Source organism: Buttiauxella sp. A111 (assembly GCF_014189855.1).
In the GTDB taxonomy this organism is placed as follows: domain Bacteria; phylum Pseudomonadota; class Gammaproteobacteria; order Enterobacterales; family Enterobacteriaceae; genus Buttiauxella; species Buttiauxella selenatireducens.
In genome coordinates this window covers 100,471-127,011 of record NZ_BJFN01000009.1, presented here as the reverse complement: position 1 = coordinate 127,011, position 26,541 = coordinate 100,471, and the positions used below count along the sequence as shown (strand labels likewise).

Sequence of the window (26,541 nt, the reverse complement as noted above, 5' to 3'; positions counted from 1 at the left end):
GCGCAGATGGTGAAGTTACCGATAAGAAGAGAAAGAGCCTTCCCGAGGGTGGTGAAGGAAAGGCCACATAAATATGGTAAAGCCAGGAACAAAAATGCCAGTCAGTTGCTTAACTGACTGGCATTACACCTACGGGTGCCGTTTTTTTATGCTCAAAATCACAGTTTTCGATGCTGCCCGCAAATATCTCGGCCGTATTACATTCGGCGCCGAAAGCCTGGAACCCTCCTCGTAGAACAAGTTATCCGTAGCTGACGATATCTTTTTGATACTCCACACTCACTTCAACAAGGAGAGTGGCGTGAGAAATACAATCAGATTATGTTTCAGTGCAATTATTGGTATCCAGCCGCTGTTGTGGTTGCCCAGTATTCCTGGACTGCCAATTATCACAGCAATTTTCTTTGCGGCATTCTGTTTGGGGCTCATTCCTCGCCTGTTTGCACGCTATGTTGCTTTTGGTCTGTTGTGTTTTTGCTGGGCGCTATTCAACGCAAGGGAAAGCCTGGCGCCTTTTGAACAATGGACCGCTAAACCTATTACGGTTGATGCGGTAATGACGAGTACGGATGGCAAGCAAAACCACGATTGGGAAATGGCTTCGGTAGAGGGGAGGCTCATATTTCCCCCTGTCGGTGTCAGGAGCCGGGACAGCTACTTACCGGGCAGCGTCTGTGCTGGACAACGCTGGCGCATGAAACTGCAACTGCGACCAGTACATGGTCAACTGAACGACGGGGGATTTGATAGTCAAAGATATGCTCTTGCACAGCATCAGCCTTTGAGCGCACGAATTATCTCGGCTGAGCCGATCACGCGGCAATGCAGTTTACGCGCGCAATGGATGGCTGCTGTTAAACTCGCATCTCAATCGCTGCCATATCAAGGCGTAATTTTGGCATTAGCATTTGGCGACCGCTCAGGAGTGAGTGATGAGCAGAAAAACTTACTTCGCCAGAGCGGAACGGCACACCTTATGGCCATTTCAGGGATGCATATCTCGCTGGCTGCGATGGTTGGCTGGCTAATAGCCCGCGTGATACAGCTGAGTTTTCCTGCATATCGAATTCATTTCAGAATGCCTTTACTCGCCAGTCTTATCGCGGCGGGCGTTTATACCTGGCTCGCGGGTGGAAATCCTCCGGCGGTAAGAGCGCTGATTGGGGTCGTTATCTGGCTTTTTTTGCGGCTTCAGGGCCGAAGTTGGTCCGGGTGGGAGGTCTGGCTTTGCTGTATCTCGGGCATTCTGATTTATGACCCTCTGACTGTTTTGTCTGACAGCTTTTGGCTATCGGTACTGGCTGTTGCATCACTGATTTTCTGGTATCAATGGATGCAGCTTCCAGGGTTTGTTGCTGAGGCAAAAGGCTTATATCGCTACCTACTTTCGTTACTGCACTTACAAATTGGCATCATGCTTTTGCTGATGCCTCTCCAAATTTTCATTTTCCACGGCGTTAGCCTCAGTGCGTTAATCGCGAATTTACTCGCAGTACCGCTGATTACTTTCGCTGTTGTTCCATTGCTGTTGGCGGGGTTAGTGCTAACCACTATTCCGTGGTTAGGTGAGCATTTGTGGTGGGGTGTTGATCGTCTGCTGGCGCTGCTTTTTACTTCATTGTCACTGCTTCCTGACGGCTGGAGGGAAGTGGATAAACGTTTCCAGCTTTTGAGCCTGAGTGGCTGGATTGCAGTCATCATCCATCGGTTATCGTTATGGCGCAGTTCTTATCTGTCATTGATATCTCTACTGATATCTCTGGTTGTTTCAACAATACGGACGGAGAAAAAAGACGACGCATGGCAAATCACGATGCTGGATGTTGGACACGGGCTGGCTATTGCCTTTATTCGGCAGGGAAAAGTTTTACTCTACGATACCGGGAATGCCTGGCCTGGTGGCGATGCTGCTCAGCAAGTGATCATTCCATGGTTGCGCTGGCACAATCTTACCCCCGAGCAAGTTGTCATTAGCCACGAGCACCTTGATCATCGCGGTGGTTTAAACAGTTTGCAGAACGAATGGCCCAGTTTAAAAATTCTCAGCCCGCTGCGATGGGCAGGGCATCATCCCTGTTTTCAAGGGCAGGAGTGGCAATGGCGGGGATTGCAGTTTACCGCGTTATGGCCCCCAACTCAGCCGGTAATGACGGGTAATAATGGTTCATGTGTAGTGATGGTCAGTGACGGGCATTTTCGGATTTTATTGACCGGTGATGTGGAAGCTGAGGCAGAATTGGCTATGCTAAAGGGGCGGTGGGGTATCTTACATGCTGATATTATTCAGGTTCCACATCATGGAAGCCGCACATCATCTAGCGCACCGCTGTTGCGTGCCGTTTCCGCAAGCGCAGCGCTTGCATCAACATCGCGCTACAACGCATGGCATTTGCCTTCCGGGAAAGTGGTTCAACGCTACAAATCTCAAGGGTATAAATGGTACAGCACGGCGCAATCAGGCCAGCTCACTATCGATATAAATAGTGATAAATGGCAAATCAATAGCTTCAGAGAACAAATTTCACCCCGTTGGTATCATCAGTGGTTTGGTGTATCCCAGGATAATGGGTAGAATATGCGGCTATTTCATCTAATGCTGGTTTACTGAATGCATAACGATAAAGATCTTTCCACATGGCAGACCTTCCGCCGCCTCTGGCCGATGATTGCTCCTTTCAAGCCGGGTCTGATTGTGGCAGGTATTGCGTTAATCCTGAACGCTGCCAGTGATACCTATATGTTGTCTTTGCTTAAGCCGTTACTTGATGATGGTTTTGGAAAAACGGATAAATCAGTGCTGCTATGGATGCCGCTGGTTGTTATCGGACTAATGGTGCTTCGCGGTGTAACGAGCTACGTCTCCAGCTATTGCATCTCCTGGGTTTCCGGGCAGGTTGTCATGAACATGCGCCGTCGTTTGTTCAGCCACATGATGGGGATGCCGGTTGCGTTCTTTGACCAACAATCCACGGGCACGCTGCTCTCACGTATTACCTACGATTCTGAACAGGTTGCTTCCTCATCTTCGAGCGCGTTAATCACCGTTGTACGTGAAGGCGCGTCCATCATCGGCCTGTTTGTGCTGATGTTTTGGTATAGCTGGCAGCTTTCGTTAATCCTGATTGTACTGGCTCCCATCGTTTCCTTTGCGATTCGTATGGTTTCCAAACGTTTCCGTAATATCAGCAAAAATATGCAAAACACGATGGGGCAAGTCACCACCAGTGCTGAGCAAATGCTGAAAGGCCATAAAGAAGTCCTGATCTTCGGTGGCCAGGAAGTGGAAACTGAACGTTTCAATAACGTCAGTAACCGTATGCGTCGTCAGGGGATGAAACTGGTTTCTGCTTCGTCCATATCTGACCCAATCATTCAGCTTATTGCTTCTCTGGCTCTGGCCTTCGTGATTTATGCTGCGAGTTTCCCGAGTGTGATGGAAACGTTGACCGCCGGTACGATTACCGTTGTGTTCTCTTCAATGATTGCATTGATGCGTCCACTGAAATCACTGACTAACGTCAACGCCCAATTCCAGCGTGGTATGGCTGCGTGCCAGACTCTGTTCTCTATTCTTGATTCGGAACAAGAGAAAGACGAAGGGACGCGTGTGATTGAACGTGCTAAAGGCGATGTTGAATTCCGTGACGTGACCTTTACCTATCCTGGCCGCGAAGTACCAGCTCTGCGTAAGATCAACCTCAATATACCTGCCGGTAAGACGGTGGCATTGGTTGGTCGTTCCGGTTCCGGTAAGTCAACAATCGCCAGCCTGATGACGCGTTTCTACGATATTCAGGAAGGTAACATTACGATTGATGGGGTAGATATTCGCGAATACACCTTATCTTCTCTGCGTAATCAGGTTGCTCTCGTTTCGCAAAACGTTCACTTGTTCAATGACACCATTGCTAACAATATTGCCTATGCGCGTACTCAACAGTACAGCCGTGCCGACATTGAAAATGCTGCGCGTATGGCGTATGCCATGGACTTCATTAGCAAGATGGAGAATGGCCTGGATACGATTATTGGTGAAAATGGCGTATTGCTCTCGGGTGGTCAACGCCAGCGTATTGCGATTGCGCGTGCATTATTGCGTGATAGCCCAATTCTGATTCTCGATGAAGCGACCTCCGCTTTAGATACAGAGTCAGAACGTGCCATTCAGGCTGCGTTGGATGAACTGCAGAAAAACCGTACTTCGCTGGTCATTGCTCACCGTTTATCAACCATTGAACAGGCTGATGAAATTGTGGTGGTGGAAGATGGACGTATCGTGGAACGCGGTCCTCACGCAGAGTTGATTGAGCATCGTGGGGTTTACGCCCAACTACATAGAATGCAATTCGGCTCATGATAGAACGCATTTGGTCGGGAAAATCCCCCCTCTACCTTTTGCTCTTACCGCTCGCCTGGCTGTATGGCCTGGTGAGCGGTGCAATACGTCTTTGCTACCGGTTAGGATTAAAAAAGTCCTGGCGTGCTCCGGTGCCGGTAGTGGTGGTGGGCAATCTGACAGCCGGTGGTAATGGAAAAACACCTGTTGTGATATGGTTGGTTGAACAACTTCAGCAGCGTGGTATCCGTGTTGGGGTGGTCTCCCGTGGTTACGGCGGTAAAGCTGAACACTATCCCTTGTTGCTCGATGATAATACGACTACCTCCCAGGCAGGCGATGAGCCTGTACTGATCTATCTGCGTACTGGCGCTGCTGTTGCTGTAGCCCCGCGCCGCAGTGAAGCCGTGCAAATGTTAGTGGAAAAAGCACAACCGCAGCTGATCATCACAGATGATGGTTTGCAGCACTATGCGTTAGCGCGTGACAAAGAAATCGTGGTTGTTGATGGGATTCGACGCTTTGGCAATGGCTGGTGGCTTCCTGCCGGGCCGATGCGCGAACGAACGGGGCGTCTGGCCTCTGTTGATGCAATCATCACCAATGGTGGTGAAGCTCAGCCGGGGGAAATCAGCATGACATTGCAGCCAGACAACGCAGTTAATTTGCTGACTGGCGAACGCCGCCCAGTGCATACGCTGGAAAAAGTGGTCGCTATGGCTGGAATTGGCCATCCTCCGCGTTTTTTCGCTACTTTACAGCAATGTGGTTTGACCCCGATGAAAACCGTCAGTCTCGCAGACCATCAGGCTCTAAGTGAAAATGACGTCGTGAAATTAGTGCAGCCGGGCCAAACCCTGTTAATGACTGAAAAAGACGCAGTGAAATGCCGCGCATTCGCTACCGGTCACGATAACTGGTGGTTTTTGCCGGTGAATGCCCATCTGGCACAACCACAAGCCGATGCGTTATTGCAGTCATTATTGGCGCTGGTGCGATAAACCTTATTTACCGCACCAGAATTCGAGTTTGCTAAATACAGGACTCTTTTATGTCCGTACCGCAACTGACTTTACGTGCTGCTCGTAACCTCCATCTCTCGGCGCAGGGTTTGCTCCTCAAGCCCCGCCGCTGCACAAAATCTACCGATGTTGTCGCGGCCATTAACCGCATGTCGTTACTCCAGATCGATACCATCAACATTGTCGCTCGAAGCCCCTATCTGGTGTTATTCAGTCGCTTAGGTCAATATCCGCAAAACTGGCTGGATGATGCTTTGCTTAACGGCGATTTAATGGAGTATTGGGCACACGAAGCATGTTTTTTACCGAGAAAAGATTTTTCTCTAATTCGTCATCGGATGCTTAATCCCGAAAATATGGGTTGGAAATATCGTCCTGAATGGATGATCGAGCATGCGGAAGAGATAGAGAAACTCCTGGCTTATATTGAGCACAATGGTCCGGTACGTTCTGCTGACTTTGAACATCCACGCAAAGGCGCGAGCGGGTGGTGGGAGTGGAAGCCTCATAAGAAACACCTTGAGGGGTTATTCACGGCCGGGAAAGTCATGGTGATCGAACGGCGCAATTTTCAGCGTGTTTATGATCTGACCTCGCGCGTATTACCGCACTGGAATGATGATTTGCATCTTATTCATCAGCATGATGCCGAACAGCAGATGCTGGAAAACAGTGCGCGCAGTCTCGGCATTTTTCGCCCTGAATGGTTGGCTGATTATTACCGGTTGAAGAAAGTATCCCTCAAGCCGTTGCTCGCCAAATGGCAGGAAAATGGCAGCGCCATGCTGGTTAACGTTGAGGACATTGGCGAAATGTGGCTGCACTGCGACCAGTTCCCATTGTTGGCTCAAGCAGAACAAAACACCTTGCGTGCCACTCACACGGCAGTGTTATCACCATTTGATCCTGTTGTTTGGGATCGCAAGCGCGCCGAAACACTCTTTAACTTCTCTTATCGCCTTGAATGCTATACCCCTGCCCAAAAACGCAAATACGGATATTTTGTTCTGCCATTGCTGCATCAAGGGGGAATTGTAGGGCGAATCGATGCAAAAATGCATCGTAAAATTGAAGAGCTTGAAATTATCAGTCTGTATCTTGAGGACGGCATTAAGCCGAACCAGTCCTTGATAAAGAGCCTGCGCACTGCGTTTACTGAATTTGCTCATTGGCAAGGTGCTAAGCAGATTCGCCTTGGCAATATTCCAGCGGCATTCGCCTCATCATGGGGGGAAGGTTGGGAAATTAGCCAGGAGAGTGCGTGAGTTATGTTATTCTTTCGCTTTTGATGGCGGCCATTCTGGAGTAACCATGGATCATCGATTACTTGAAATCATCGCTTGCCCGGTTTGTAACGGCAAGCTCTACTTTAATCAGGAAAAGCAGGAGCTTATCTGCAAACCTGATCATCTGGCGTTTCCTCTGCGCGATGGCATCCCAGTGCTGCTGGAAACTGAAGCCCGAGTTCTGACTTCTGACGAGACTAACCCATGAGTTTTGTGGCAATCATTCCTGCTCGCTACGCTTCCACCCGCTTGCCGGGCAAGCCGCTAAAAGACATTAACGGTAAACCAATGGTGGTGCACGTTCTGGAACGTGCCCGTGAATCGGGAGCCGATCGTATTATTGTTGCAACCGATCATGAAGATGTTGCTCGTGCCGTTGAAGCGGCAGGTGGCGAAGTGTGCATGACGCGAGCTGATCACCATTCAGGTACGGAACGACTTGCTGAAGTTATTGAAAAATATAATTTTAGCGATGATACCGTGATTGTGAATGTGCAGGGTGATGAGCCGATGATTCCTCCGGTTATCATTCGCCAGGTTGCCAGCAATCTGGCAAATAGTCAGGCAGGTATGGCAACTCTTGCGGTGCCAATCGACTCAGCGGAAGAAGCATTCAATCCGAACGCGGTAAAAGTGGTGATGGATGCACAGGGCTATGCGCTTTATTTCTCCCGTGCGACGATTCCATGGGACAGAGACCGTTTTGCGCAGTCTCGTGAAACGATAGGTGATACCCTGCTGCGCCACATTGGTATCTACGGTTACCGCGCAGGTTTCATTCGTCGCTATGTGACCTGGGAGCCAAGCCAGCTCGAACAAATCGAGATGCTCGAACAATTGCGTGTGCTGTGGAATGGTGAAAAAATCCATGTTGCCGTCGCGAAAGAGGTGCCGAGTATTGGCGTTGATACGCCTGAAGATTTAGAACGTGTCCGTCAGGCGATGCGCTAACTGATCTGGTGTGGTTGCAACTCGACTTCTTCAACGTAGATTGAGTAAATCATGTCCATGCATAAAAAACCGGCGCAAAATGCCGGTTTTTTTATTATCTCAAGGCATATTGATCTGAGGTGATGACATCCTGTGCCAGCAAGCTCATTATAAAAACACCAGTGTTGTAAGGGGTAATGAGTCATGGAGTTGCTACGCAAGGAATTGAGTCATCTGCTGGGTGAAAAACTAAGCCGGATCGAATGTATCAACGAACAGCCAAACACCGCCCTATGGTCGCTGTATGACAGCGACGGGAATGCGATGTCTTTGCTGGCGAAAAGTTTTAGCATTCCAGGTGTTGCTGCGCAACTTGCCTGGAAAATGTCCATGCTTGCACGATCCGGCACGGTGCGTTTGCCTGTGGTTTACGGTGTGGTGACGCATGATGACACGCCGGGGCCAGATGTCCTTTTAATGGAACGCTTACGTGGTGTACCGGTCGAAGCGCCCACCCGCACGCCTGATCGCTGGGAGCCTCTTAAAGACCAAATCGTGGAAGGGCTGCTCGCCTGGCATCGTGTCGATAGCCGGGGTTGTGTCGGTAACGTCGACAGCACTCAAGAGAATATCTGGCCTTCATGGTATCGACAGCGTGTCGAAACGCTGTGGGCAACCCTCAATCAATACCCCAATAATGGCCTGACCATGCAGGATCGTCGGATCCTGTTCCGTACCCGCGAATGTTTGCCGCGCTTATTCGAAGATTTCAACGATAATTGCGTGTTGGTACACGGCAATTTTACGCTCAGCAGCATGCTGAAAGACGGGCGCAGCGACCAATTACTGGCAATGGTCAATCCTGGTATGATGCTTTGGGCACCGCGTGAATATGAAATATTCCGCCTGTATGAACAAGGGCAGTCGGAAAGCTTGCTTTGGCATTATTTACAACGAGCACCCGTTGCTGAGTCGTTCTTATGGCGGCGGTGGATGTACGTCCTGTGGGATTGCGTAGCGCAGCTGTTACAGTCGGGCCGACTTAATCGACCCGCTTTTGATATTGCGTCGAAAAACTTACTGCCCTGGATCTCCTGACGATCCTTTTAACCATTGCCAGACACGCCCCACACTTTCGTAAATGGCGCGATCGCTGTGCATTAACCAAATCGGTGCTGGGATAATTCGCTCCCATGGATTAAGTGGCGACGCAATGGCCAATTGATTGGCAGGAGCGGGGAGCGGATTCAACCCAGCATGGCGGAAGAAAATCATCGCTCGTGGCAAGTGAGATGCGGAAGTCACCAACAAGAATGGCTGCTGACCGATAGTTTTTGCCACCGCAGCCGCTTCTTCTTCGGTATCTTTTGGCGAGTCCAACACGATTATCTGCGAACGCGGCACACCTAAACTCTCCGCAACCCGAGCACCAGCTTCTGCCGTACTGACTGGATTTGTAATCGCACGCGCGCCAGTAAAGATCATTTTTGCACTGGGATTTGCCTGCCATAGGCGAATCGCTTCGGTTACGCGCGGTAAACTATTGTTGATGAGATTAGAGCTTGGTGCCCATTCCGGGTTCCATGTATAGCTCCCGCCAAGCACCACGATGTAATCCACTTTTTCGCTACCGCGCCAGGTTGGGTAGCTGTCTTCAATGGGTTTGAGCATTTTGTCTGCCACTGGCTGTAGGCTAATCAGCAGCAAAACTAACCAACTCACACTTAATATCGCTTTTGCGCTCTTTTGCCAACGGCTGAACCAAAGCAAACAAAGTGCAAGGCCCATAAGCATTAACAAAAAGGGTAAGGGGAGCAGCAGCCCGCCGATATATTTTTTCAGGATAAAAAGCATGAATTATGGGTCCTTTTTTAGCCATACAGCAGGTAAACGCGGGTGATATTACACCAGACGGGTTCATTCTTGGCTCGGCTGTGCCAAAATAGCGACTTTCTTAGATGAACCCTTTCCCCCATGGAGCCGTACCCGTGCGTGACCGCAATTTTGACGACATTGCTGAGAAGTTCTCACGCAACATCTACGGTACAACTAAAGGACAGCTCCGCCAGGCCATCTTGTGGCAAGATCTTGATGCTTTGCTTGCCACGTTACCTGAAAAATTACGCGTGTTGGATGCGGGCGGCGGCGAAGGGCAAACCGCGTGTGGTCTCGCTGAACGTGGCCATGACGTGCTGCTTTGTGATGTTTCTGCTGAGATGATCTCCCGCGCTCAGGCCCTGGCCTGTGAAAAAGGTGTGAGCAGCAACATGCAATTCATACATTCCGCAGCCCAGGATATTGGTCAACATTTGGAAAAACCGGTTGATCTGATATTGTTTCACGCTGTGCTGGAATGGGTCGTCGACCCGCAAGCTGTGCTTAAAACTTTGTGGGACAATCTTGCACCTGGCGGTGCTTTATCCCTGATGTTCTACAATGCTAACGGCCTGCTGATGCGAAACATGTTTGTCGGTAACTTCGAATATGTTCTTCAGGGTATGAAAAAGAATAAGAGAAAAACACTTTCGCCTGACAATCCGCTGCAGCCAGAACAGGTTTATCACTGGCTGGAGCAAATTGGCTGGCAGATTACCGGTAAAACCGGTGTGCGAGTGTTCCACGACTACTTGCGCGATAAGCACAAACAACGCGATGGTTTTGACGATTTGCTTGAACTTGAAACGCGTTATTGCCGGCAGGAGCCTTTTGTGAGCCTCGGCCGCTATATCCACGTGACAGCTATCAAGCCGCTTGAGCCAAGGACAAATTATGAGTGATGTTTCCCAGACAGTGCCGGAACTGGTTGCCTGGGCCAGGAAAAATGATTATTCGATTTCGCTACCCACAGAGCGTTTGACGTTTCTGTTGGCGATCGCCACGTTAAATGGTGAGCGGCTCGACGGTGAGATGAGTGAAGGTGAACTGATTGATGCTTTCCGTCACGTAAGTGACGGTTTTGAGCAGACCAGCGAAACCATTAACGTTCGTGCCAATAATGCCATCAATGATATGGTGCGCCAGCGTTTGCTTAACCGTTTTGTCAGCGAAATCAATGAAGGCAATGCGATTTATCGCCTGACTCCGCTCGGCATTGGTATTACAGATTACTACATTCGCCAACGTGAATTTTCGACTCTGCGTTTATCGATGCAATTGTCGATTGTGGCTGGTGAACTGAAACGTGCCGCCGATTCGGCAAATGAAGGTGGTGATGAATTCCACTGGCACCGTAACGTCTTTGCCCCTCTGAAATACTCGGTTGCTGAGATTTTCGACAGCATCGATCTCACCCAGCGCATCATGGATGAGCACCAGCAACAGGTTAAGGATGATATCGCGCAACTCCTGAACAAAGACTGGCGTGCTGCCATTTCCAGTTGCGAAATGTTGTTGTCGGAAACCTCCGGCACATTACGAGAATTGCAAGACACCCTGGAAGCGGCGGGTGATAAATTGCAGGCGAATCTGTTGCGTATTCAGGATGCAATACTGGGACGTGATGATCTGCACTTTGTTGACCGTCTGGTGTTTGATTTGCAAAGCAAACTCGACCGTATCGTCAGTTGGGGCCAACAGGCAATCGACTTGTGGATAGGTTACGACCGCCACGTTCATAAATTCATTCGTACCGCTATCGACATGGATAAAAACCGTGTCTTTGCACAGCGTTTGCGTGTTTCGGTACAGAACTATTTCGATGCGCCATGGGCGCTGACGTATGCCAATGCCGATCGCTTACTGGATATGCGCGATGAAGAAATGGCGTTACGTGATGATGAAGTAACGGGTGAACTGCCAAGCGATCTGGAATTCGAAGAATTCAATGAAATCCGCGAGCAACTTGCCGCAATGATCGAGGCTGCGCTGCAAGTCTACAAAACCAGACAAGTGCCGCTAGATTTAGGCGTAGTAATGCGGGACTATCTGGCGCAATACCCACGCGCCCGCCATTTTGATGTGGCGAGAATCGTAGTCGACCAGGCGGTACGTCTGGGTGTGGCTGAAGCAGATTTTACTGGCTTGCCGCCACACTGGCAGGCAATTAACGATTACGGAGCCAAGGTACAGGCGCATGTCATCAACAAATATTGAAAAAGTGATGCCGGTAAAACTGGCACAGGCGTTGGCCAATCCGTTATTTCCGGCACTCGATAGCCAATTACGCGCAGGTAGGCACGTTGGGCTTGATGAGCTCGATAATCATGCCTATTTGATGGATTTCCAGGATGAACTGGAAGAGTTTTACACCCGCTATAACGTGGAGTTGATTCGCGCCCCGGAAGGTTTCTTCTATTTGCGCCCGCGCTCCACCACGCTGATTCCACGTTCTGTGCTGTCCGAACTGGATATGATGGTCGGTAAAATTCTTTGCTACCTCTATCTCAGCCCGGAGCGCCTGGCAAACGAAGGTATCTTCACGCAGGCAGAACTGTACGATGAGCTGTTAACACTTGCGGATGAAAACAAGTTACTCAAACTTGTGAATAACCGTTCTACTGGCTCAGATCTGGATCGCCAAAAACTGCAAGAAAAAGTCCGTGCTTCGTTAACCCGTTTACGCCGCCTCGGCATGATCTGGTTTATGGGACACGACAGCAGCAAATTCCGTATCTCTGAATCTGTATTCCGCTTTGGCGCCGATGTGCGCGCCGGTGATGACGCGCGTGAAGCGCAATTACGCATGATCCGCGATGGTGAAGCGATGCCGGTAGAAACTCGTTTGCAACTCAATGATGAAACTGAAGAGTCGCAAGCTGTTCAGGATAACGCGGAGGATGAACAGGAATGATTGAACGCGGAAAATTTCGCTCACTAACGCTGATTAACTGGAATGGTTTCTTCGCGCGTACTTTTGATTTAGATGAACTGGTAACAACACTTTCTGGCGGTAACGGTGCCGGTAAATCCACCACCATGGCGGCATTTGTTACGGCGCTTATTCCCGATTTAACGCTGCTGCACTTCCGTAATACCACGGAAGCGGGGGCGACATCCGGTTCGCGCGACAAGGGTCTGCATGGTAAGTTAAAAGCTGGCGTCTGTTACTCACTGCTTGATGTCGTTAACTCGCGCCACCAGCGGGTTGTCGTCGGTGTGCGTCTGCAACAAGTGGCGGGCCGCGATCGTAAAGTCGATATCAAACCGTTCGCGATTCAGGGATTACCTACTTCCATTCAGCCTACGCAACTGCTGACGGAAACGCTTAATGAACGCCAGGCTCGCGTACTGAGCCTGCAAGAACTGAAAGATAAAGTGGAAGCCATCGAAGGCGTTCAGTTTAAGCAGTTCAACTCGATTACCGATTACCACTCACTGATGTTCGATTTGGGGATTGTTGCGCGTCGTCTGCGTAGCGCCTCGGATCGTAGCAAGTACTACCGACTGATCGAAGCCTCGCTGTACGGCGGGATTTCCAGCGCCATCACCCGCTCGCTACGCGACTACCTGTTGCCCGAAAACGGTGGTGTGCGTAAGGCCTTCCAGGACATGGAAGCCGCATTGCGCGAAAACCGCATGACCCTGGAAGCGATTCGCGTCACTCAGTCAGACCGTGATCTGTTTAAGCATTTGATTTCGGAAGCCACCAACTATGTGGCGGCAGATTACATGCGTCATGCCAATGAACGCCGCATCCACCTGGATAAAGCGCTCGAGTTCCGTCGTGAATTATTCACCAGCCGTAAGCAACTGGCTGCTGAGCAATATAAACATGTCGAAATGGCGCGTGAACTGGCTGAACATAGCGGTGCAGAAGGGGATCTGGAAACGGATTATCAGGCGGCCAGCGACCACCTGAACCTGGTGCAAACGGCGATTCGCCAGCAGGAAAAAATCGAGCGTTATGAAGCTGACCTCGACGAACTGCAAATGCGCCTCGAAGAACAAAATGAAATTGTTGCTGAAGCCTCCGAGCAGCAAGAAGAGAATGAAGCCCGTGCAGAAGCTGCTGAGCTGGAAGTGGATGAGCTGAAAAGCCAGCTTGCCGATTACCAGCAAGCGCTTGATGTTCAGCAAACGCGAGCCATTCAGTATCAACAAGCGTTGCAGGCTCTGGAACGTGCGCGTTCACTGTGCCATTTGCCTGACCTGACCGCCGAAAGCGCGGAAGAATGGTTAGAGACTTTCCAGGCAAAAGAGCAGGAAACGACAGAAAAACTGCTGACGCTTGAGCAGAAAATGAGTGTGGCACAAACGGCACATAGCCAGTTTGAACATGCTTATCAGCTTGTTACCGCTATTAATGGCCCTGTGAGTCGCAGTGAAGCGTGGAGCGTTGCACGTGAATTACTGCGTGACAGCAATAACCAACGCCATTTGATGGAGCAAGTTCAGCCGCTCAGAGCGCGTCTCAATGAACTTGAGCAACGTCTACGCGAGCAGCAAGAAGCTGAACGCATGTTCGCTGAATTCTGCAAGCGCCAGGGTAAACACTTTGATCCTGAAGATCTGGAGGTGTTGCATGAAGAGCTCACCGATCGTATCGAAACCTTGCAGCAACGTGTATCTGATGCAAGCGATCAACGTGCAAATCTGCGTCAGGAACAAGAGCAGATCCAGGCTCGCATCAAACGTCTGACACTGCGTGCGCCAATTTGGTTGGCAGCACAAACCAGTCTCAATCAACTGTGCGAGCAGACTCACGAGCAGTTTGAAAGCAGTCAGCATGTGACCGAATACATGCAGCAATTGCTTGAGCGTGAGCGTGACGTCACGGTTGAACGTGATGAAGTCGGTGCGCGTAAACGTGCCATTGACGAAGAGATCGAACGCCTTAGCCAACCAGGCGGTGCCGAAGATCCACGTTTAAATGCGCTGGCTGAACGTTTTGGCGGTGTACTGTTGTCAGAAATTTATGACGACATTAGCCTCGACGACGCTCCTTATTTCTCGGCTTTGTATGGCCCGTCGCGTCACGCCATTGTGGTGCCAGATTTGTCGCTGGTCCGCGAGCAATTAGACAACCTGGAAGATTGCCCGGAAGACCTCTATCTCATCGAAGGTGACCCGTCTTCCTTCGATGACAACGTCTTTACGGTTGAAGAGTTAAACGCAGCCGTTCTGGTGAAAACCGCTGAACGCCAGTGGCGTTATTCTCGTCTGCCTGAGTTGCCAATATTTGGCCGAGCCGCACGTGAAAACCGCCTTGAAAACCTGCATGCAGAACGCGAAACCCTGGCAGAGCGTTTCGCGACACTGTCATTTGATGTGCAGAAATCACAGCGTTTACACCAGGCATTCAGTCGTTTCATTGGCCAGCATTTGGGTGTGGCTTTTGATGACGACCCGGAAGCGGAGATTCGCCAGCTCAACACTCGCCGTGGTGAAGTTGAGCGTGCTATCAGCAACCATGAAAACGACAACCAGCAACAGCGCCAGCAATACGATCAGGCGAAAGAAGGGGTTGACCAACTTAACCGCCTGTTGCCACGTATCAGTTTACTCAATGATGAAACGCTGGCTGATCGCTGTGATGAAATTCGTGAACGTCTCGACGAAGCGGAAGAAGCCGCACGCTTCCTGCATCAGTTTGGTAACCCACTTGCGAAACTTGAAGCTGTAGCATCGGTTCTGCAAAGTGACCCTGAGCAGTTTGAACAGCTAAAAGAAGATTATCAGTACGCGCAGCAAGTGCAGCGTGATGCTCGTCAGCAGGCGTTTGCCTTAACTGAAGTGGTCCAACGTCGAGCGCACTTCAGTTATTCTGACTCCGCTGCGATGCTCGATGGCAACAGTGATTTAAACGAAAAATTGCGCAGTCGTCTGGAGCAAGCGGAAGCTGAACGTACTCGCTCCCGCGAGGCATTGCGTCAACATGCACAGCAATTAAGTCAGTTCAGCCAGTTAATGGCGTCGCTGAAAAGCTCCTTTGATACCAAAAAAGAGCTATTAACCGATCTGCACAAAGAACTCCAGGACATCGGTGTACGTGCGGATATTGGTGCTGAAGAGCGTGCCCGCTCACGTCGTGATGAATTACACACGGCATTGAGCACCAACCGTAGCCGCCGCAATCAGCTTGAAAAAGCGCTGACGATGTGTGAAGCGGAGATGAGTAACCTGACGCGTAAACTGAAGCAACTGGAACGCAGCTATTTTGAAATGCGTGAACAAGTTGTCACCGCAAAAGCGGGCTGGTGTGCCGTGATGCGTATGGTGAAAGAAAATGGTGTTGAGCGCCGTCTGCATCGCCGTGAACTGGCTTATGTCACTGGTGACGAGCTACGTTCTATCTCGGATAAAGCATTGGGTGCGCTGCGTTTGGCTGTTGCGGATAACGAACATCTGCGCGATGTACTGCGCATGTCTGAAGATCCAAAGCGACCTGAACGTAAGATTCAATTCTTTGTTGCGGTATATCAGCATCTTCGCGAACGTATTCGTCAGGACATTATCCGTACCGATGATCCTGTTGAAGCTATCGAGCAGATGGAGATTGAACTGAGCCGTCTGACGGAAGAGTTGACTTCACGCGAGCAAAAACTGGCGATCAGTTCACGCAGTGTGGCGAATATCATTCGTAAGACGATTCAGCGTGAGCAAAACCGTATCCGCATGCTGAACCAGGGTCTGCAAAGTGTCTCCTTCGGCCAGGTGAACAGTGTGCGTTTGAATGTCAACGTGCGTGAAACTCATGCGATGTTGTTGGATGTGCTTTCAGAACAACATGAGCAGCATCAGGACCTGTTTAACAGCAATCGCCTGAGCTTCTCTGAAGCATTAGCGAAACTGTATCAACGCCTGAATCCGCAAATTGATATGGGCCAGCGTACGCCGCAGACGATCGGTGAGGAACTGCTGGATTACCGTAATTACCTCGAAATGGAAGTTGAGGTTAACCGTGGTTCGGATGGTTGGCTGCGTGCGGAAAGTGGCGCGTTGTCCACCGGTGAAGCTATCGGTACCGGGATGTCGATTCTGGTGATGGTGGTTCAGAGCTGGGAAGAAGAATCCCGTCGACTGCGTGGTAAAGACATCTCCCCATGTCGTTTGCTGTTCCTCGATGAGGCGGCACGACTGGATGCGAAGTCGATTGCTACGCTCTTTGAGTTGTGCGAACGCCTTGAAATGCAACTGATCATTGCAGCACCTGAGAACATCAGTCCAGAAAAAGGTACCACCTATAAGCTGGTACGTAAGGTTGTTCAGAACCATGAACATGTTCACGTTGTAGGGCTGCGAGGCTTTGCGCCACCGCTTCCCGAGCCAGTTGCTGACACCTTAGATGCATCATAAAGAAACGCGGGCTACGGCCCGCGTTTTCTTTTTCGAAAGTTCTTAATCTTTAATTTTATTTACATTTATACGGGCAATTAGTATTCGCTGTTTATATACTGATATTAAAACCCAGCGCGAAAATCTGGGCGAAAAATGAAGTTTTAAACAGGGGGCAAGGGATGTTGCTTACAAAATTGCACGGTTTTCGACTGTCAGCGCTTACGTTTGGGCTGGCACTCAGTTTCGCTCCACTGTTTATGGCGCATGCAGATGAGCCAGCAGTCGTACAATCTGACAGTTCTGCGGTGAGCATTGAACCCGCAAATTCACCAGACCAGCCGCTACCACAATCTACCGCTACCGCTACGATGGTGGGCGTTTTACCACTCAATTCGACAGGCATGTCTGCTGCGCAAAGTCGTTCTCAACTGATCGCCCATTTGCCGACGGGTTACACACCCGTTTACCTGAATGCCCTCTCAGCGTTCTATGCTGCGCGCGAAATGAAGCCTATGTGGGAGAACCGCGATGCCGTTAAGGCTTTCCAGCAACAGCTCGCGGAGCTGGCGATTGCGGGTATTCAACCACAATTCACGACCTGGGTTGAGCTGCTGACCGATCCTTCCGTAACCGGTTTAACCCGCGATATTGTGTTGTCCGATGCGATGATGGGTTATCTGCAATTTGTTTATGGCATCCCAACGGAAGGTAATCGCTGGTTGTATGGCACCAAGCCTTACAAGATGCAAACACCGCCAATTTCTGTGATTAACCAATGGCAAGTCGCGGTTGATCAAGGAACGCTGGTGAATTTTGTCGAAACACTTGCGCCATCGCATCCGCAATACGCCAAACTGCGTCAATCATTGGTGCATTTGTTAAGTGATTCGCGACCATGGCCGCAGCTGACTGGCAGCGAAACGCTCCGCCCTGGCCAGTGGAGCAATGATATTCCAGCGCTAAGAGAGATTCTGGCTCGCACCGGCATGCTGCAAGCTGAGTCTGCGAAACCACTTCCGTCACGCTCGAGTACGGCTATTGCCGATGTTGCAGTCAGTCCTTCAGCCATTCAGCAAGACAGTGAGCAAATCGCTCAACAGGTACCTGCTGCGGTTGCCGGGAAGAAGAAGAAATCAATGCCAGCGGTCCGAAGTGTATACAGCAAAGAGCTGGTGGAAGGGGTGAAACGCTTCCAGAAATGGCAGGGGCTGGGCGTAGATGGCTCAATTGGGCAATTAACACGTGACTGGCTGAATATGACGCCACAACAGCGAGCTTCACTGGTGGCGTTAAATATTCAACGTTTGCGATTACTGCCGAATAAACTCGATACCGGCATTATGGTAAATATCCCTAACTATTCGCTGAGCTATTACCTTAACGGCAGTGAAGTATTGGCTTCGCGCGTTATTGTTGGACGTCCTGACCGTAAAACGCCAATGATGAGCAGTGCGCTCAATAATGTGGTCGTTAACCCACCGTGGAATGTGCCACCGACACTTGCTCGCAACGATATTCTGCCAAAAGTACATCAGGATCCTGGCTATCTCGACAGACATGGTTATAGCGTTCTGCGTGGCTGGAGCAACAATGCCGAGGCCATCGACCCGTGGCGCGTCGACTGGGGCACCATCACCGCCAGCAATTTGCCATTCCGTTTCCAGCAAAAACCTGGGGCTCATAACTCGTTAGGGCGTTATAAGTTTAATATGCCAAGTTCTGACGCTATCTATTTGCATGACACGCCGAATCACAACCTGTTCCAGAAAGATGCGCGTGCGCTGAGCTCTGGCTGCGTAAGGGTCAATAAAGCATCTGAACTGGCAAACATGTTGTTGCAAGATGCGGGTTGGAACGATGCACGGATTTCCAGCCAGCTCAAAGATGGCAACACCAAGTATGTGAACATTCGGCAGACCATCCCGGTCAATCTCTACTATCTGACCGCGTTTGTCGGTGATGATGGCCGCACGCAATATCGGACAGACATTTACAATTATGATCTCGCCGCGCGATCTGGCGCACAAATCCTGTCGAAAGCTGAATTATTGATACGGTAAATGCAGTAATTCTAATGAATTAGCGGTCGTAATAATTGTGAAACTCATCCGGGCCCTGTACAGGGCCCGGTTTATATGGGTTTTAGCGCGCCTTGACTCATATTGTTTTGGCAGTTAAGGTGCGGGCAGTGCGCCTGAAGTGCATATTATTCGATCGTTTTTTACATGTAGACCTGGACATCATGGACAAATTTGACGCAAACCGCCGCAAGCTGCTGGCGTTGGGCGGCGTGGCTTTAGGTGCCTCGCTGTTGCCAACACAAGCATTTGCTATGCTATCAACACCGCGCCCGCGCATTCTGACTCTCAATAATTTGCATACTGGTGAGTCATTAAAAGCCGAATTTTTCGATGGTAAAGGCTATATTCAGGATGAATTAGCAAAACTTAATCATTTCTTCCGTGATTTTCGCGCGAATAAAATTAAATCTATCGACCCTAAACTATTCGACCAGCTTTATCGCCTGCAAGGTTTGTTGGGGACCAACAAACCTGTGCAACTGGTATCAGGTTATCGCTCTTTAGACACCAATAATGAACTTCGAGCCCGCAGTCGTGGGGTGGCGAAAAAAAGCTATCACACAAAAGGGCAGGCAATGGATTTCCATATTGAAGGGATTTCGTTGAGCAATGTTCGCAAAGCAGCATTATCTATGCGCGCAGGTGGTGTAGGATACTACCCCAGCAGCAACTTTGTGCATATTGATACCGGGCCACTAAGGCACTGGTAAAACAACGGAATCCGGCGATTGTTGCCGGTATTGGAGTGTCATGAACTATCACATTATTCCGGTCACTGCGTTTGCCCAAAACTGTTCATTAGTTTGGTGTGAAGAAACGCTGCAAGCAGCAGTGATTGATCCAGGCGGCGAAGCTGAAAAAATCATCCAGCAAGTCACAACGAAAGGCGTGACGGTTAGGCAGGTCCTGTTAACGCATGGCCATCTTGATCATGTTGGAGCCGCCGCTGAACTGGCAAAGCATTACGGTGTTCCTGTTATTGGGCCGGAAAAAGAAGACGAATTCTGGCTGCAAGGCCTACCGGCGCAAAGCCAAATGTTTGGGCTTGAAGAGTGTTTGCCACTGACGCCAGATCGTTGGCTGAATGAGGGTGATAGCGTATCGGTGGGAAATGTGGCCTTACAAGTGCTACATTGCCCGGGTCATACTCCAGGTCATGTCGTTTTCTTTGATGCGCAATCTCAGTTACTGATTTCCGGCGATGTGATTTTCAAAGGCGGAGTAGGGCGAAGTGATTTCCCGCGTGGCGACCACGCCGCACTGATTGACTCAATTAAACGTAAACTGTTGCCACTTGGCGATGATGTGACGTTTATTCCAGGCCATGGTCCGTTGTCGACTCTGGGCTACGAGCGCTTGCATAATCCCTTCCTGCAAGACGAATTACCGGTCTGGTAAAACAAAAAGAGCCGCGAAATGCGGCTCTTTTTTTCTACGATCTATACCCAAAATAATTCGAGTTGCTTAAAGGCGGCAAAGCCGTAAATCCCCAGGAGCTTACACAAGTAAGTGACTGGGGTGAGCGGGTGCAGCCAACGCATAAGCAGCTTGAAGAATGACTGGTATTACAGCACAGCGACAATGGCTTCGCACAGCGGAGCCATATTGTCTGGCGTCATCCCCGCAACGTTCACACGTCCGGAAGCAACGGCATACACACCAAACTCTTCACGTAAACGCAGCACCTGCTCTTTGGTCAAGCCGCTGAACGAGAACATGCCGTTCTGGTTGATGATAAAGCTAAAGTCGCGGTTAGCGCCTTTCTCTTGTAGCGTATTCACGAACAGCTGGCGCATACGGTGAATACGCTGACGCATGTCAGACAGCTCTTGTTCCCAAATTGTACGCAGCGCGTCGTTGCTCAGAATGGTTGCAACAACAGATGCACCGTGTGCTGGTGGGTTAGAGTAGTTGGCACGAATAACCGATTTCATCTGGCTGAATGCGCGATCTACGGTATCTGCATCAGCAGCAACCAGCGTACAAGCACCTACGCGCTCATTGTAGAGGCCAAAGTTCTTAGAGTAAGAGCTGGCAACAATCAGTTCTTTGTGGCTTGCAGCAAAGATACGCAGGCCTTCAGCATCTTCTTCCAGACCACGAGCAAAGCCCTGATAGGCGAAGTCAAACAGTGGCAACCAGCCTTTAGCCAATGACATTTCTGCCAACGTTTTCCACTGTTCAGCCGTAGGGTCGATACCGGTTGGGTTATGACAGCAACCGTGGAACAACACCACATCACCCGCTTGTGCGGCTTGCAGGCTGTTAATCAGGCCGTCGAAATTAAGAGAGTGGTTCTGTGCGTCATAGTAGTCATACTCGCACACTTCCAGCCCTGCGGAGTTAAACACGCTCTTGTGGTTCGGCCAGCTTGGATTACTCACCCAAACGCGTTTAGTGGTGGTGTTTTTCGCGAGGAAATCAGCGGCAACACGCAGCGCACCTGTACCACCTGGGGTTTGTGCAGTGCGAGCACGTTTATTTGCACTCAGAGCATTATTTTTCCCAAACAGTAATTCCTGGGTGCAACTGCCAAATTCTGGAATACCGTCAATACCGAGGTAATTCTTGGTGTTCTCATTTTCCAGCAGATAAAGCTCTGCTTTTTTAACGCAGGTCAAAACCGGAGTTTTACCCGTTTCATCCTTATAAACACCAATGCCGAGGTTAATTTTAGTCGGACGGTCATCGGCGCGAAACAGATCGGCCAAACCAAGAATTGGATCAGCTGGAGCAGCGGTAATGTTCTCAAACATGACGAGTTTCCATTGTGATATCGAGGGAGTAACGCTCTCAGGTTAACTGCTGTTTTAGTAAATGCCAACCGTTTGCAACAAAAAGAAACCACCCTGGTCACAAGTTATTTTTTTTAACTTTTCAGGCATAAAAAAACAGGGCCGAAGCCCTGTCTTTTGAACCATCCTTGCAACAACGTTGCTGGATAATTAGAACTGGTAAACGATACCCACTGCAGCCTGGTCGTCTGTTGCCAGTTTAGCAGATTCGCTGTAGTTGTTGTCGTCCAGCAGGTTGAACTTATACGCAGCGTATACGTTCATGTTTTTGTTGAAGTAGTACCAGGTACCTACTTCTACGTATTTAACCAGGTCAGCATCGCCACCGTTGAAGGTGCCACGTGCGATCAGGTCTTTACCTTTAGACTGCACGTAAGCGATGGATGGACGCAGACCGAAGTCGAACTGGTACTGAGCTACAGCTTCGAAGTTCTGAGTTTTGTTAGCGAAGTTGCTGTCAGCTTCACGAGTCATGTTCAGAGTTTCTGCATACATCACTGCTGCGTAGATGTTGTTCGCATCGTATTTAGCCGCAGTAGACCATGCTTCAGCGCGGTCGCCGCCAGCACTTGCCCATGTTGGGTTAGTTGCAGCTTCACGTTGTTCGAAAGTACGGTTTGCAGACTCATAACCCGCAGCAAGGCTGAAGCCTTCGCCGATGTCATAAGTTACAGCAGTGCTTACGCCGTCGCCGTTAGCTTTAGCGCCGTTACCAGCACGACCTAATTGTGGAACACCGTTGTCATCTACAAAGTTACCAACAGCGTTGCTACGCTCGTTTTTGCCCTGGTATTGCAGAGCAAATGCCAGGCCATCAACCAGACCGAAGAAGTTGCTGTTACGGTAAGTCAGAAGGCCATTAGAACGACCGTTCATGAAGTTGTCGGTTGCAGCCCAAGTATCGCCGCCCCACTCAACCAGCATATCGGTATAAGCAGCTACGTCGTAGATTGCACCGTAGTTACGGCCGTAATCCAGGGAGCCTGCATCACCAAATTTCAGACCAGCAAATGCCAGACGAGTAGCTGTACCCTGACCACCTTCCGCGTTGGAGGCGTTCATGTTGTATTCCCACTGGCCGTAACCGGTCAGTTGGTCATTGATTTGAGTTTCGCCTTTGAAACCGATACGAGCGTAAGTGGTGTCGTTGCTATCAGTGTCACCATTAGTTGTCCATACGTGCTCGCCTACAGCTTTACCGTAGAAATCAAGTTTGTTGCCGTTTTTGTTATAGATTTCTGCAGCGTTAGCTGCACCGGCTACCAGCAGAGCAGGGATTACCACTGCCAGAATATTGCGCTTCATCATTATTTATTACCCTCATTGGTTTTTTTTGTGAACACCTGCCACTGCCGTCAATAATTCTGTACGGAACTATTGATGAGAGTTTGGTGTCTTTCTGTATCTGTCAGGCATCTTTCCATCCATGAAACCGTTTCGCTAGCCAGAAAGTGCTACAAACATCGAGAGTGAGTTACAAAAGGAAACTATGTGTAACTAAATATGTATTCTGTGGAACTTTGTGAACTAACTCAAACTTCCTTGCCGCTTCGCCTAAAAAAACACCTTTCCTATCCTATATATATGAATTACTTATGTTTAATTCGCATAATGAAATTGCGAGTGAATTTTTCGCTTACATTTGTACATTCTTTGAGTGATTTTTGGATGTCCAGACATCTGGGTAAATTTTATCCAAATGTGCTAAGTCAATGCTAAGAGCGAGAGTGCGAGCGGAAAGTGGGGTTATTTTATGTTTATCTGTTTCACAGACACACTTCGTAACGGGGGAGTTGCGGAATGGGGTTGAAATTGACGTTTGTTTAACTTTCGTTGAAGAAAAAAGACGTTCAACCCGCAGATGTAAAAAAGGCCAGCAGTGCTGGCCTTAGAAAATAAATGCGGTTTTAGAAGTTCGCGTTACGTGGTGTACGTGGGAATGGGATCACGTCACGAACGTTCTGTACACCTGTTACATAGGCAATCAGACGTTCAAAACCAAGACCGAAACCGGAGTGCGGAACAGTGCCGTAACGACGCAGATCGCGATACCACCAGTAGTCTTCTTTATTCAGACCCATCTCGGCCATGCGCGCATCCAGCACATCCAGACGCTCTTCACGCTGAGAACCACCGATGATTTCACCAATACCCGGCGCTAATACATCCATTGCGGCAACGGTTTTACCGTCTTCGTTAAGGCGCATATAGAAGGCCTTAATGTCTTTTGGATAGTTTTTCACAACCACCGGTGCCTTGAAGTGTTGCTCGGCAAGGTAACGTTCATGCTCAGAAGAAAGGTCTACGCCCCAGTAAACAGGGTTCTCAAATTTCTGGCCGCAATTCTCGAGAATTGTAACAGCGTCGGTGTAATCAACCTGCGCAAAGTCAGCGTCGATGAAGCGCTGTAAACGTTCCACTGCATCTTTGTCAACGCGCTCAGCGAAGAACTCCATGTCATCCATACGCTCGTCAAGCACAGCTTTGAAGACATACTTCAGCATGGCTTCAGCCAAACCTGCGACATCGTCAAGATTTGCGAAAGCGACTTCAGGCTCCAGCATCCAGAACTCAGCCAGGTGACGGCTGGTGTTCGAGTTTTCAGCACGGAAGGTTGGGCCAAAGGTATAAACCTTGGACAACGCACACGCATAAGTTTCGCCGTTCAACTGGCCGGATACGGTCAGGAACGCTTCTTTACCAAAGAAGTCTTTATCGAAATCAATTTTACCTGCATCAGTACGCGGAAGGTTTTCGAGATCAAGCGTAGAAACGCGGAACATCTCACCTGCACCTTCAGTATCTGACGCAGTAATCAGCGGTGTGGATACCCAGAAGTAACCTTGCTCATGGAAGAAACGGTGCAGTGCTTGCGCAAGGGTATGACGCACGCGAGCCACAGCGCCGATCATGTTGGTGCGTGGGCGCAGGTGCGCGACTTCACGCAGGTACTCAATGCTATGGCGTTTTGCCGCCATTGGGTAAGTGTCAGGATCATCAACCCAGCCGGTAACTTCCACTTCAGTTGCCTGGATTTCAAAGCTCTGGCCCTGACCAAGAGACTCTACAACTTTACCCGTCACGACAACGGAACAGCCCGTTGTCAGGCGCAGAACGTCATCATTGTAATTAGGCAGAGAATTATTAATGACGGCCTGTACAGGAGAGAAGCAGGAACCGTCATAGACGGCGAGGAAGGAGATACCAGCTTTTGAATCTCTACGAGTACGCACCCATCCGCGCACGGTGACTTCTTGGTCAACGGCTACGCGGCCCTGGAGTACGTCGGCTACAGGCACAACGCTCATATTTTTCTCTCTATTAAATGGTCAGTGACATATACCCAATGGATTTCGAGTTGTAGAAAGGCGGCAAGAGAACGAATCCCGATGAGCTTAGTCAACTAAGTGATTCGGGTGAGCGAACGTAGCCAACGCATCTGCAACTTGAAAGACGACGGGTATAAAAATAATTACCCGCTACCGCGGGGTTATCTATGTTACCTGTCGCGAGCCGACTGACAAGCAGAAATCGTGTGCGAATGAAGAAATATCAGAAGAAGGGCAGCCCAGAAACCGCACATGCGTCATTAATGGGCTGTATTTGAATTAACTTGCTTTCTTAACCTGCGGTAAATCGAAGGCCTTACGCAGCGCGCGAACAAAGGCTTTATCGTGGCAAATGGTTTTGCCTGGGCTGTCAGAAAGTTTGGCTACCGGTTTGCCATTGCACTCCACCAGCTTAATCACAATATTGAGCGGCTTAACGTGTGGAATATCGCAGGTCAGGCGAGTTCCAATACCAAAACTCAGATTTACCCGGTCGCAGAAATGGCGATACAGCTCAATGGCTTTAGGCAAATCCAGGTTATCAGAGAACACCAATACTTTGGTTTTAGGGTCGATACCCAGTTTCTGATAATGAGCGATAGCTTTCTCGCCCCATTCAACAGGATCCCCTGAGTCGTGGCGCAGCCCTTGATAACGGCTGGCAAATGCGAGGTCAAAGTCTCGTAAGAAGGCATCCATGGTGATGCAGTCTGTCAGCGCGATGCCTAGCTTATCGGGGTATTCATCGAGCCACGCCTGAAGTGCAGCACGTTGGCTGTTTGCAAGCGTCGGGCTGATTTGCTGATGCGCCTGGAACCACTCGTGAGCTTGCGTGCCCATCGGCGTTAAATTCAGACGGCGCGCCAGGTCGTAATTACTGGTGCCAACAAACCACGATTCTTGTTGCAGACGGCTAACGATAGCCTCCTGAACCTCACGCGAGAAACGGCGGCGAGTGCCAAAATCCATCAAACGGAATGCAGATAGATCAATATCTTCCGTCAGTTCTTTGAACTGAAGCAGTTTACTTTCCAGATTCTCCAGCGCCATCTGTGGGGTTACCGCTGGTGAGCGGTGTTGGTGCACCACTTCACTGATCACGGCCAGCAAAGGGACTTCCCACATAATCACTTCCAGCCAAGAGCCGGTTAGACGAATATCTAAATGGCCGTTGTTATTGCTGATGTGTACCTGAGAGGGGGCGTAGCGGAAAGTACGCAGCCACGAGAGATAATCTGCCTTAAAGAACGGCAGAGTTTCCAAAAAGGCGAACTCCTCGTCGGTCAGTGCGAGGTGCTGCATTAAATCAACCTGCTCACGGATGGCATCTGCATAGACGCCCAGCAGATCATCACCGCGGCAACGGAACTCGGCAGCGACGCTCACGTCGTGATAACGGTGGAATACCGCCTGCTGCATATGAAGCTTATAGGCGTCAGTATCCAGTAGCGTTTGCAAAATAGGGGAAGCGTGTCGTGTCATGGCGCGTTGCAGCATCCTCTCACAGGAGCGTTTCCATCAAGGGCTAAGCAGATAAAAGACGCAG

20 protein-coding genes are annotated in these 26,541 nt (G+C 49.8%); 15 read left to right on the top strand and 5 right to left on the bottom strand.

The window, feature by feature from the left end; all coding sequences use genetic code 11:
• From BSPA111_RS22725 to BSPA111_RS20910, 8 genes are all read left to right on the top strand, one after another.
• Positions 1 to 117: hypothetical protein (locus tag BSPA111_RS22725; RefSeq protein ID WP_255459265.1), on the top strand; the 117-nt coding region annotated here is incomplete at its 5' end.
• A gap of 184 nt (positions 118 to 301) precedes the next feature.
• Complete coding sequence (locus BSPA111_RS20940; RefSeq protein ID WP_255459314.1) at positions 302 to 2,572, top strand: ComEC family protein; 2,271 nt, start codon at positions 302 to 304, stop codon at positions 2,570 to 2,572.
• A 36-nt stretch (positions 2,573 to 2,608) separates the two neighbouring features.
• A complete protein-coding gene (gene msbA, locus BSPA111_RS20935) occupies positions 2,609 to 4,357 on the top strand; it encodes a lipid A ABC transporter ATP-binding protein/permease MsbA (protein ID WP_183273064.1) in 1,749 nt (582 codons plus the stop codon).
• Complete coding sequence (gene lpxK / locus BSPA111_RS20930) at positions 4,354 to 5,337, top strand: tetraacyldisaccharide 4'-kinase (protein WP_183273062.1); 984 nt, start codon at positions 4,354 to 4,356, stop codon at positions 5,335 to 5,337. The genes msbA and lpxK overlap by 4 nt, the downstream gene beginning before the upstream one ends.
• Before the next feature lie 50 nt (positions 5,338 to 5,387).
• Positions 5,388 to 6,623 carry a winged helix-turn-helix domain-containing protein gene (locus BSPA111_RS20925; RefSeq protein ID WP_183273061.1) on the top strand — a complete coding sequence of 412 codons (1,236 nt, stop codon included), beginning with the start codon at positions 5,388 to 5,390 and terminating at the stop codon, positions 6,621 to 6,623.
• A gap of 46 nt (positions 6,624 to 6,669) precedes the next feature.
• Positions 6,670 to 6,852, top strand: a complete 183-nt coding sequence (gene ycaR, locus BSPA111_RS20920; protein WP_034494329.1) for a protein YcaR — start codon at positions 6,670 to 6,672, stop codon at positions 6,850 to 6,852.
• Positions 6,849 to 7,595: a 3-deoxy-manno-octulosonate cytidylyltransferase gene (gene kdsB / locus BSPA111_RS20915; protein ID WP_183273060.1), complete on the top strand. Its 747-nt coding sequence runs from the start codon at positions 6,849 to 6,851 to the stop codon at positions 7,593 to 7,595. The genes ycaR and kdsB overlap by 4 nt, the downstream gene beginning before the upstream one ends.
• Before the next feature lie 183 nt (positions 7,596 to 7,778).
• Entirely contained in the window at positions 7,779 to 8,672 is an 894-nt protein-coding gene (locus BSPA111_RS20910; RefSeq protein WP_183273059.1) for a YcbJ family phosphotransferase, read from the top strand.
• Here BSPA111_RS20910 and elyC read toward each other — a convergent pair.
• Positions 8,652 to 9,428 (bottom strand): envelope biogenesis factor ElyC, encoded by a 777-nt coding sequence (elyC, locus tag BSPA111_RS20905; RefSeq protein ID WP_183273058.1) that lies wholly within the window; start codon positions 9,426 to 9,428, stop codon positions 8,652 to 8,654. The genes BSPA111_RS20910 and elyC overlap by 21 nt on opposite strands.
• Positions 9,429 to 9,562: 134 nt before the next feature.
• Here elyC and cmoM point away from each other — a divergent pair, with 134 nt between their 5' ends.
• From cmoM to BSPA111_RS20870, 7 genes are all read left to right on the top strand, one after another.
• Positions 9,563 to 10,351: a tRNA uridine 5-oxyacetic acid(34) methyltransferase CmoM gene (cmoM, locus tag BSPA111_RS20900; RefSeq protein WP_183273057.1), complete on the top strand. Its 789-nt coding sequence runs from the start codon at positions 9,563 to 9,565 to the stop codon at positions 10,349 to 10,351.
• Positions 10,344 to 11,666, top strand: a complete 1,323-nt coding sequence (gene mukF / locus BSPA111_RS20895; RefSeq protein WP_183273056.1) for a chromosome partition protein MukF — start codon at positions 10,344 to 10,346, stop codon at positions 11,664 to 11,666. Before cmoM ends, mukF begins: the two co-directional genes overlap by 8 nt.
• Positions 11,647 to 12,363 (top strand): chromosome partition protein MukE, encoded by a 717-nt coding sequence (gene mukE / locus BSPA111_RS20890; protein WP_183273055.1) that lies wholly within the window; start codon positions 11,647 to 11,649, stop codon positions 12,361 to 12,363. The genes mukF and mukE overlap by 20 nt, the downstream gene beginning before the upstream one ends.
• Positions 12,360 to 16,808 carry a chromosome partition protein MukB gene (mukB, locus tag BSPA111_RS20885; protein ID WP_183273054.1) on the top strand — a complete coding sequence of 1,483 codons (4,449 nt, stop codon included), beginning with the start codon at positions 12,360 to 12,362 and terminating at the stop codon, positions 16,806 to 16,808. Before mukE ends, mukB begins: the two co-directional genes overlap by 4 nt.
• Positions 16,809 to 16,969: 161 nt before the next feature.
• On the top strand, positions 16,970 to 18,850 hold the full coding sequence (gene ldtD, locus BSPA111_RS20880) for a L,D-transpeptidase (protein WP_183273053.1): 1,881 nt from the start codon (positions 16,970 to 16,972) through the stop codon (positions 18,848 to 18,850).
• A 182-nt stretch (positions 18,851 to 19,032) separates the two neighbouring features.
• Positions 19,033 to 19,581 (top strand): YcbK family protein, encoded by a 549-nt coding sequence (locus tag BSPA111_RS20875; RefSeq protein ID WP_183273052.1) that lies wholly within the window; start codon positions 19,033 to 19,035, stop codon positions 19,579 to 19,581.
• A 40-nt stretch (positions 19,582 to 19,621) separates the two neighbouring features.
• Positions 19,622 to 20,269: an MBL fold metallo-hydrolase gene (locus BSPA111_RS20870; protein ID WP_183273051.1), complete on the top strand. Its 648-nt coding sequence runs from the start codon at positions 19,622 to 19,624 to the stop codon at positions 20,267 to 20,269.
• Positions 20,270 to 20,436: 167 nt separating this feature from the next.
• Here the strand turns inward: BSPA111_RS20870 and BSPA111_RS20865 are convergent, their stop codons facing one another.
• From BSPA111_RS20865 to pncB, 4 genes are all read right to left on the bottom strand, one after another.
• On the bottom strand, positions 20,437 to 21,627 hold the full coding sequence (locus BSPA111_RS20865; RefSeq protein WP_183273050.1) for an amino acid aminotransferase: 1,191 nt from the start codon (positions 21,625 to 21,627) through the stop codon (positions 20,437 to 20,439).
• 189 nt (positions 21,628 to 21,816) lie between these two features.
• Complete coding sequence (ompC, locus tag BSPA111_RS20860) at positions 21,817 to 22,971, bottom strand: porin OmpC (protein WP_183273067.1); 1,155 nt, start codon at positions 22,969 to 22,971, stop codon at positions 21,817 to 21,819.
• A gap of 602 nt (positions 22,972 to 23,573) precedes the next feature.
• The gene (asnS, locus tag BSPA111_RS20855; RefSeq protein WP_183273049.1) at positions 23,574 to 24,974 is read right to left on the bottom strand and encodes an asparagine--tRNA ligase; all 1,401 of its coding nucleotides are present in this window, start codon (positions 24,972 to 24,974) and stop codon (positions 23,574 to 23,576) included.
• A gap of 300 nt (positions 24,975 to 25,274) precedes the next feature.
• The gene (gene pncB / locus BSPA111_RS20850) at positions 25,275 to 26,477 is read right to left on the bottom strand and encodes a nicotinate phosphoribosyltransferase (RefSeq protein ID WP_183273048.1); all 1,203 of its coding nucleotides are present in this window, start codon (positions 26,475 to 26,477) and stop codon (positions 25,275 to 25,277) included.
• Positions 26,478 to 26,541 lie beyond the last annotated feature (64 nt).

Coding starts and splice junctions, on each gene's coding strand:
- msbA (WP_183273064.1), top strand. CDS start 2,609: ATGCATAACGATAAAGATCTTTCCACATGGCAGACCTTCCGCCGCCTC.
- lpxK (WP_183273062.1), top strand. CDS start 4,354: ATGATAGAACGCATTTGGTCGGGAAAATCCCCCCTCTACCTTTTGCTC.
- BSPA111_RS20925 (WP_183273061.1), top strand. CDS start 5,388: ATGTCCGTACCGCAACTGACTTTACGTGCTGCTCGTAACCTCCATCTC.
- ycaR (WP_034494329.1), top strand. CDS start 6,670: ATGGATCATCGATTACTTGAAATCATCGCTTGCCCGGTTTGTAACGGC.
- kdsB (WP_183273060.1), top strand. CDS start 6,849: ATGAGTTTTGTGGCAATCATTCCTGCTCGCTACGCTTCCACCCGCTTG.
- BSPA111_RS20910 (WP_183273059.1), top strand. CDS start 7,779: ATGGAGTTGCTACGCAAGGAATTGAGTCATCTGCTGGGTGAAAAACTA.
- elyC (WP_183273058.1), bottom strand. CDS start 9,428: ATGCTTTTTATCCTGAAAAAATATATCGGCGGGCTGCTGCTCCCCTTA.
- mukF (WP_183273056.1), top strand. CDS start 10,344: ATGAGTGATGTTTCCCAGACAGTGCCGGAACTGGTTGCCTGGGCCAGG.
- mukE (WP_183273055.1), top strand. CDS start 11,647: ATGTCATCAACAAATATTGAAAAAGTGATGCCGGTAAAACTGGCACAG.
- mukB (WP_183273054.1), top strand. CDS start 12,360: ATGATTGAACGCGGAAAATTTCGCTCACTAACGCTGATTAACTGGAAT.
- ldtD (WP_183273053.1), top strand. CDS start 16,970: ATGTTGCTTACAAAATTGCACGGTTTTCGACTGTCAGCGCTTACGTTT.
- BSPA111_RS20875 (WP_183273052.1), top strand. CDS start 19,033: ATGGACAAATTTGACGCAAACCGCCGCAAGCTGCTGGCGTTGGGCGGC.
- BSPA111_RS20870 (WP_183273051.1), top strand. CDS start 19,622: ATGAACTATCACATTATTCCGGTCACTGCGTTTGCCCAAAACTGTTCA.
- BSPA111_RS20865 (WP_183273050.1), bottom strand. CDS start 21,627: ATGTTTGAGAACATTACCGCTGCTCCAGCTGATCCAATTCTTGGTTTG.
- ompC (WP_183273067.1), bottom strand. CDS start 22,971: ATGAAGCGCAATATTCTGGCAGTGGTAATCCCTGCTCTGCTGGTAGCC.
- asnS (WP_183273049.1), bottom strand. CDS start 24,974: ATGAGCGTTGTGCCTGTAGCCGACGTACTCCAGGGCCGCGTAGCCGTT.
- pncB (WP_183273048.1), bottom strand. CDS start 26,477: ATGACACGACACGCTTCCCCTATTTTGCAAACGCTACTGGATACTGAC.